Source organism: Collinsella sp. BIOML-A6, assembly GCF_009875845.1.
Classification (GTDB): Bacteria; Actinomycetota; Coriobacteriia; order Coriobacteriales; family Coriobacteriaceae; genus Collinsella; species Collinsella aerofaciens_H.
The window spans coordinates 21,175-28,954 of the sequence record NZ_WWSL01000029.1 but is presented as its reverse complement, the minus strand read 5'-3'; the positions used below and the strand labels follow the sequence as shown (position 1 = coordinate 28,954).

At 55.1% G+C, this 7,780-nt stretch carries 6 protein-coding genes; 4 read left to right on the top strand and 2 right to left on the bottom strand.

What is annotated here, in order from left to right; genetic code table 11:
* Together GT495_RS09090 and GT495_RS09085 are read right to left on the bottom strand one after the other, a co-directional pair.
* Window positions 1-272, bottom strand: a 272-nt coding sequence (locus GT495_RS09090) for a hypothetical protein (RefSeq protein ID WP_204986917.1), incomplete at its 3' end; no start/stop codon positions are given.
* Window positions 273-311: 39 nt separating this feature from the next.
* The gene (locus GT495_RS09085) at window positions 312-638 is read right to left on the bottom strand and encodes a hypothetical protein (RefSeq protein WP_147350671.1); all 327 of its coding nucleotides are present in this window, start codon (window positions 636-638) and stop codon (window positions 312-314) included.
* 979 nt (window positions 639-1,617) lie between these two features.
* Between GT495_RS09085 and GT495_RS09080 the strand changes: the two genes are divergently transcribed.
* Genes GT495_RS09080 through GT495_RS09065 form a run of 4 tightly spaced genes read left to right on the top strand, consistent with a single transcriptional unit; the run spans window position 1,618 to window position 7,728 of the window.
* Complete coding sequence (locus GT495_RS09080) at window positions 1,618-2,541, top strand: DNA cytosine methyltransferase (protein WP_231505017.1); 924 nt, start codon at window positions 1,618-1,620, stop codon at window positions 2,539-2,541.
* On the top strand, window positions 2,528-3,415 hold the full coding sequence (locus GT495_RS09075; protein ID WP_117862603.1) for a DNA cytosine methyltransferase: 888 nt from the start codon (window positions 2,528-2,530) through the stop codon (window positions 3,413-3,415). Before GT495_RS09080 ends, GT495_RS09075 begins: the two co-directional genes overlap by 14 nt.
* A gap of 14 nt (window positions 3,416-3,429) precedes the next feature.
* Window positions 3,430-5,289, top strand: a complete 1,860-nt coding sequence (locus GT495_RS09070) for an McrB family protein (RefSeq protein WP_147348641.1) — start codon at window positions 3,430-3,432, stop codon at window positions 5,287-5,289.
* A gap of 3 nt (window positions 5,290-5,292) precedes the next feature.
* Window positions 5,293-7,728: a DUF2357 domain-containing protein gene (locus tag GT495_RS09065; protein ID WP_161162414.1), complete on the top strand. Its 2,436-nt coding sequence runs from the start codon at window positions 5,293-5,295 to the stop codon at window positions 7,726-7,728.
* The last annotated feature ends 52 nt before the right edge of the window (window positions 7,729-7,780 follow it).

Below are 7,780 nucleotides of genomic sequence, written 5' to 3'. Positions count from 1 at the left end.
CGGCAGGCCCCGCCGACCGATTGCAAGCGGTCGGCGGGGCCATTGTGGCTCTTGACAGCGGATTGGGTCATATGAGCAATCTTCGCCTGGCTCTTGAAGCGCGCGAAGGCATATGGGTCGTCAAGCACCTCGGCGCAGATATCCGAAAGCAGCCCCTCCCATCCCGGCGTGCCGCAGTAACGACGGGAGAGGCCAGAGCCGATGAAGAGAAACGGATAACGCCCGGCATCATCAACAGCTTTGTGGATTATCGATTTGATTCTCTCGTCCATAATCTTTCCTCCTGTACCAATCGACATGCTCGTGAAATGTTATCCCACCAACTTCGGCGAGTGCGGGCTGAAAGCATCGTTGCCGTTCTGCCCGTCGACCAATCCGCACGCGAGACTCAGCGGCACAACTGCAGCGTTCTCGACCTCCACGCTAAGCACGTAGTGGAAGTCCGCCCCCTGGCTCCCACGATTCCGCTCGTAACCAATGGCGGCCAGCCGGTCGGCTAGTTCGTCTCTCGAAACCAGCTCGTTAGCCTTCACCTTGCAAAGCATGGGTTCAAGTTCGTAAGTGTTTGTCTCGCTGATTGCGTTCCTGTAGAAGCGGAAATGGGTCGTACGAAAGAGATCTTTATGATGGGAGTACACGTGCCCGTCCTTAATGGCGTAGAAGTAGAAAAGGAACTCACCGCCCTCGTTTAGCCTGCCGCTACTTTCAAGGAAGCGGTAAATTTGTGGCGCTACAACGGAGAGCCGATTACGCTTCCGAAGCGATTTGCCCCACGAGCTGAGTTTATTGAATACCACAACGATATGATATTTAAAGGGTAATTGGACTATCTCCCGACCAAACGAGGATTCGGATTGGCTTGCTGAAATGTGGCAGTGCCCTGTTCTAAGCAACGTATTTGCGATAGAGTCGCGCGGGAACGGTGCTCGGGGCCGTTGCACCAGTAGCAAATTACTTATATCGAGCGATGTGATGCTGCGATTTCGGAAATGCTTGCCTGGTTGCGGCGCCGACTTCGAAAAGCTGGTTTTTATTTCCATTACAGCTGAAACAGGCCGTCAAAATTCATGGAAGATCTTTTCGATAGTAATGGATGAACTGAGGAGGTTTGTCTGGAGGGTGGATCGAGGTTCAAGATTGTTGCGCTCTGAAACGTTTCAGCTGAGGTCGGAGAGCGATCGCATGAGTCGATTTATATTTCGGCAGCGTTGCATCCATAGAAGAGAGAGGGATGCGTATTCGTTTGGCAGCGAGGGCGTGAGTGGGCGGGAACTTCGTGGCGTACAGCAATAAGGCTATACCTAAAAGCCTTTGTGTTGAACGGGTTTTCGCGGGAGCGGAGGGTGCGTGCCGCGAGGGACGGTCCGCGGCACGACCGACCCGGCGCGGCATCCGGAGCGGACGCGGATGCGGCGCGGACGGCCTCTGACGGGCGAGCATGCGACAGTGGTTGCCCTGCTGGGCGGCAATAAGCTCGAATCGAGCACGAGCGATTCTTGTCCGGGCGAAGCGTTACAACTGGATTTGTTCTGTTGCCGACTGATCTTGAAGCATGTTGGAAGAAACGGAATTATAATTATTTATTTGTCTGTATCTATCGAAATGGAGACCGAGCGCGTGGAAAACGAGAGGAACATAACGGCAGTTGACCTTTTCGCCGGCTGCGGCGGAATGTCCCTCGGCTTCGAAAAGGCTGGCGTCAATGTTGTGGCTGCCTACGACAATTGGGACGCTGCCATTGATGTCTATCGCGCTAACTTCCAGCATCCTGTTTTCAAAAGGGATCTCTCCGACGTTTCCGTATCCGAGGAAGTTGCCGGCTTCGCTCCGGATATCATCATCGGCGGGCCTCCTTGTCAGGATTTCTCGCAGGCCGGCAAGAGATCCGAGGATGGTGGGCGCGCAATCCTCTCTGTTAGATATGCCGAGATCATCGCGAGGTGCAAGCCTCGCTTCATCGTTATGGAGAACGTCCCACGCGTTCGAACGAGCAAATCCATGGAAGCGATTCGGGCCACCCTCAAAGCGCAGGGTTATGGCTTGAGTGGGCGAGTGATGGATGCAAGCCTGTGCGGGGTCCCCCAAGCTCGCAAGAGATACTTCTTGATCGGATGCCTTGGGGCGCCCGACGGGTTCCTCGACCCATATCTTGAGAAGGGCCTTTCTGACCATCAGATGACAATTCGTGAGTATCTCGGTAACGAGCTTGGAATTGATTACTACTTCAGAATTCCGCGAAGCTACACGAGGCGGGCCATCTTCAGCATCGACGAGCCCTCGGTCACTATTCGTGGTGTGGACAGGCCGATACCGCCGAACTACAAGCTTCACCCCAACGACGCGGCGGACCTCAGTCAAGCCCGGTGCTTGACTCCAAAGGAACGCAGTAGGATCCAGACTTTCCCGGAGTCTTTCAAGTTCTTTGGGAGTAAGACGGATATCAACCAGATGGTGGGCAACGCCGTACCGGTAAACCTTGCCACCTACGTTGCACGAGCGCTACTAGAGTACAGGAGGGATGTGAGCGATGGACTGCGTTGATCTTTTCTCGGGATGCGGCGGTATGTCGCTCGGATTCCAGAATGCGGGCTTCAACATAAAGGCGGCGTTTGATAACTGGCAGGCGGCTGTCGACATCTATTCGGCAAACTTCGACCACCCGGCATTCAAATACGATCTTTACGATGCGGAAGCGGTCCCGAAAATTGAAGAGTATTCGCCGTCGATGATAATCGGTGGCCCCCCTTGCCAGGACTTCTCCATTGCGGGCGCCAGACAGCGCGGCAAAAGGGCCAATCTCACCATCCGATATGCTGAGATAGTTCGGGACGTCAGACCCGAGTGGTTCGTCATGGAGAATGTTTACAATATCGAGCGGATGGACGTCCTGCCCGAGGCGCTGGAAATATTCCGCAATGCTGGATACGGTCTCACGAGGCGCGTCCTCAACGCCAGTCTATGTGGTGTGCCTCAGATTCGCAGGCGCTTTATCCTTGTCGGTCATCTTGGTGATAAAGATGACTTTCTCGGCGAACTCTTGGATTCAAGGCTGAGCGACAAGCAGATGACCGTCAGGGATTACCTTGGCGATTCGCTCGGCACGCAATACTTCTACATGCATCCACGCAACTTCCAGCGTAGGGGCGTCTTCACGATTGACGAGCCAGCGGTAACGGTACGAGGCACCAACCGTCCGATACCGCCAGCATATAAGAGGCATCATGCCGACAAGGCTGATATTTCTGAAGGTGTGAGAGCCTTAACATACAAGGAGCGCAGCTATCTGCAAACCTTCCCCGAAGAGTTTGAGTTTGTCGGGTCCAAGACAGACATTGAGCAGGCGATTGGCAATGCCGTGCCAGTTAAGCTTGCTGAGTACGTTGCTAGATGCATAGCTGACTATGCAGCAGATTAATTGTGGTGGTTGCCATGTCCTTTGTCGATGAATGGAATTTGAGCTATCCCATTCCGAATTCTATATATAGCGAGAATACGCTATCCGTTCGCGGGAGAACAGTTGGACAAGGTGGTGCTGGACAGTACGAACTCAAAGGTTCAGGCTCTCTTGCAAACGGGGATACGCTGACTGCAGTTGACATTATCGGACACGCAATCATCTTGGAAGTAGTCGTACCCTCTACTGGGCAAGTTGTCTCCCTTGGCACGCGTTATCCCGTTGCAAAAAAAGGCGGAAAAGTACGTGTGCAAATACAAGGAGACGGGGCAAAGCGTCCAAATGTCGGCAACTTGTTTGCCGCACTGCTGTTGTTGCCAGTGACGGGCAAAGTAAACGATTCATCGCCGTTGCAAGAGGACGGTTTTGCGGAAAGGACATTCTGGATGGATGCAGCCGAAGTAAAGCCTGTGGGCGTCTCCGAAGATGCATATATCTTGGAGCTAACGAAACTCTTCTTCGCCACTGGAAGCAGATACAAAGACGGGCAGTTTTCGGGTGCGATAGATTACGACTACAAGTCGAGAATTGACGATCTTATTGCCCTTTGCAATCGCGGATGCAAGATGAGGGCTGGTAGCCTGACCACGGCATTCAAGTATTTCGCTGACGTTTACGCAGGGAAACTTGAGTTTGATTACAGCGTGGCTGAGTTCATGCGAAACCTCATAGCGAGCCAATTGATTGCCGAAGAGGGCATCGACTACGAACAAGGCGATGACGTGCTGCCCGCAATGCATCAACTAATCGACCTTGCTGCAAAGAATTCATCGAAAGCATCAAGCAGAGAGAAGAGGACTTTTCAGCTAAACAACCTTCCAGCTGAATTTAAAACCGACTTCTCCAGGCGCTACATCACGTCACTACTGGCAAAGCCCTTTGTCATCCTTGCTGGCAACAGCGGAACAGGCAAGACGCGGATTTCCAAGCGTTTTGCAAAGTACCTTGAGGTCTTGGATGAAGACGGGGAGCCAAACTGGTTGCTCGTCCCGGTCGGTGCCGACTGGACCGACAATACCAAGGTGCTGGGCTTCTTCAACCCGATTGCAGACGGCGGCAAAGGCGCGTACGAAGAGACCGGCATACTGAGACTCATCGAACGGGCCAACGCTAACCCCGAGGTTCCGTATTTCCTCATCCTCGACGAGATGAACCTGAGCCATGTCGAGCGGTATTTCTCAGACTTCCTCAGCCACATGGAGACCATCGGCGAGGATAACCTCATCGTGCTTGATGGGTACGGCGATGGCGGTGCTGGCAGGCTGCCCTATCCGCAGAACCTGTTCGTTGTCGGCACCGTGAACATCGATGAGACCACTTACATGTTTAGCCCCAAGGTGCTCGACAGGGCAAACGTCATAGAGTTCAAGCCGTCGAAGGCCGAAGTCCTCGCAGGGTTCAAAGCCATCGAGGATGCGCCGGACGTTGCCGTCGCAGCTTCCGGCGTCCCCCAGGCTTTTCTGCGTCTCGCCAAGGACATATGGGAGGGAGCCAATTACATCAGCGAAGATGATGCTAACGCCATCTTCGAGAAGTTCGGCAAGCTGTATGAAGAGCTGGAGAAATGCGGCTATGAGTTTGCCTTCCGCACCGTGCGCGAAGTGCGAATGTACGTTAATGCCGCGCACGAGCTTGACGGCGAGAACTACGAACTCGAGCGTTCTGTCGATGAGCAGATTGTCCAGAAGGTGCTGCCGAAGCTCCATGGTAACAAGCGTGAGATCGGCAATCTGCTTAAAAGCCTGAAAGACATATGCGATGGCGAGCTGAGCTCCGTTAAGATAAGCCAGATGGCAGCGAAACTCGATAACGTGCAGTATGCGAGCTTCATCTAGCCTATGGACGGCAGCATCGGCGCAATCCGCTTTGCAGCGGATGGAAGAACAATAGCCAGGCTCTACCAGAGCGGTGCGCATGACCGAGTCGATTGGGACGAGGAACAGCAGACCGGGCTAACCGGGCTGACGTGTTTCGGTCTCAAGCCGGAAGCATCCCAGAATGGCGCTGGTTCAACACAAGCCTTCGCCGTCAAGGACGGTCTTGACGGGAGTCCCACACTTCGAATCAACGAAACCACATGTTATGTGCTCGAATACGAGCGGACCCCTGATGGTGGCCTGCATCCTCGCGCCTCGTTCCAAAACGAAGGCAAGAATATCAGGTGCGACAGAAACGGCAATAGTGTCACCTTCCAGTTCGTGAACTATCTCGGGCGTTCGAGGATTCGATTCGGCGAGGAAGCTGATGCGCCGATGCTACAGTTCGAAGTCGTCCCGCTCAAGATTGGCTATGAAGACGATTACATCGAGCTCACCGAGGAGCTTGCCGCAAGGTGCGCTGCGCTGCTCCTTGACTACTCGGGCTCCACGTCGAACGTTTACAAGCAAGCTGACGAGAATCGCGAGACGCTGCTTAAGCAGTTCGTCTTCCTGCGGCAGTTCTGCTACGAACCGAACCTCCAAGCCCTCTTCGAGGCGATAAAGAGGAACCCTGATAGGACGCTGGATCACGAGGACGAGCTGCGGTCGGTTGGGGCTGGCATGCCGTCCCGGAGGTTTTATACGAACCCCTTCTCGAACAGCCGGATGTGGACGCGCTTGAACTGCGGCGGCGATGCGGGAGGCGTCTACCTCCCCCAGATGGTCAGCGTCACGCGCAAGTACGACCTGCTCGACACGCCCGCCAATCGGTTTGTGAAATTTGCCCTGCATGAGATTGACCGGATCTGCACCTCTCTGATGACTGTCCTGGATGCCGAGAAGGGCGATACTCGGCAGACGGAGTGTTATCGCGAAGCCGCCGCGCTGCACGCCATGCTGGATACGATACTCAGCGACGCCTTCTTCGACGATGTCGGCACCCTGCAGATGATGCCTCAGAACAACCAGGTGTTGCAGAAGCGCGAGGGATACTCGCAGATCTTCTTCGCATATTCCATGCTCGATATGGCGCTGCAGCTCGACTGGAAGGGCAAGGATGACATCTACGAGGGCGAATCGAAGAATGTGGCCCTCCTCTACGAGTACTGGATCTTCTTTGAGCTGTACGACATCGTAAGGGGGATCGAGGGGTGCGAGCCGATAAGCACCGATGGCCACCCATTTATCGGGACGAATCCCGACGGTGGGCTGTCAATATCCCTCAAGCAGGGCGTACGCTCCTGCCAGTCATTCCAGATTGCGCAGTGCGGCGCGAAGGTAAACCTCTACTACAACCGCACCTTCTCGCCCCGTGACTTTCATGCCACTCGTTACGAGGGTTCGTACTCGAGACCGTTCAGACCCGACTACACGCTCGCGATATTCCCGGATGCTTATACAAACGAGCGAGCCGCAGTGCAAGATGGAGCTGTTGCATTCGTCCACTTCGACGCCAAGTACCGCATCACCGACTTGACGGGGCTTGTCGGCAAGGATGTGGGCACCGAGGAGGCGGAGCGCGAGGAACTTAACGAGGAGAAGGCGGCCTCCACCACGAACACCTACAAGCGCGGTGACCTGCTGAAGATGCACACGTACAACGACGCGATACGGCGCACGGTTGGCAGCTACGTGCTTTATCCGGGGTCGGGCGAAACGGGCGAGAAGGGCCAATTCCGGCTCTTCGAGGAGATTTTGCCGGGTGTCGGCGCTTTCGCCATGAAGCCGAGCATCAGCAGGACGGCAGAGAATGCGTTGCGCGATTTCATAGAGAAGGTCATCGGCGAGAACACGGCAAGCAATACGCGGCTGAACCGGCTGAGCTACTTCACCGAAATGGTTGTGGCTGAGCCTCCAAGCGCGGGCAAGACGGATAGCGACTCCTACGGGCATGGTGGCGAATCGTTCGTGATTGGCTACATTCGAGGGGACTCTCCCGATGACTACTATCACTTTCTCGAAAGCAGCGGCAGGCTCCGCAAGGGCGGGCGCTTTCTCTTCTACTTCTATGCCATTAAGGACGGGCATGTCTACTCGCACCATAAGGATCTCTTCCGCACGTCGTGGTTCCGCTTCTATCGGAACGCCATAAGCCAGACGAACACCTACGAGATCGAGCCTGTGGCGTGTCGCATAACCTCGAATGAGCTGGTTTCGAGGGACGAGCTGGCCGACCGCCTGGCCGACCTTGGCTACGTGCGGGATCGTGGGAATCAGGGTGCCGACTTCTACTATGTCCTGTCCGTGCGGGTGGAAGATGACGCGGCAGGACCCTTAAGCCTGGGGCGCAGGGCGGTGGATGAACAGAACGGCAACGATGCGTTCAGCCCCCACTCGCCAAAGATTGTTGGGTGATCATCTGGTCATTTTCAGAGTAGCGGTAACACCTACGGGCGCGCGAGGGGCA

What these genes read in the sequence shown, in the direction of transcription:
- GT495_RS09070 (WP_147348641.1), top strand. Translation starts at nt 3,430, where the DNA reads ATGTCCTTTGTCGATGAATGGAATTTGAGCTATCCCATTCCGAATTCT.
- GT495_RS09075 (WP_117862603.1), top strand. Translation starts at nt 2,528, where the DNA reads ATGGACTGCGTTGATCTTTTCTCGGGATGCGGCGGTATGTCGCTCGGA.
- GT495_RS09065 (WP_161162414.1), top strand. Translation starts at nt 5,293, where the DNA reads ATGGACGGCAGCATCGGCGCAATCCGCTTTGCAGCGGATGGAAGAACA.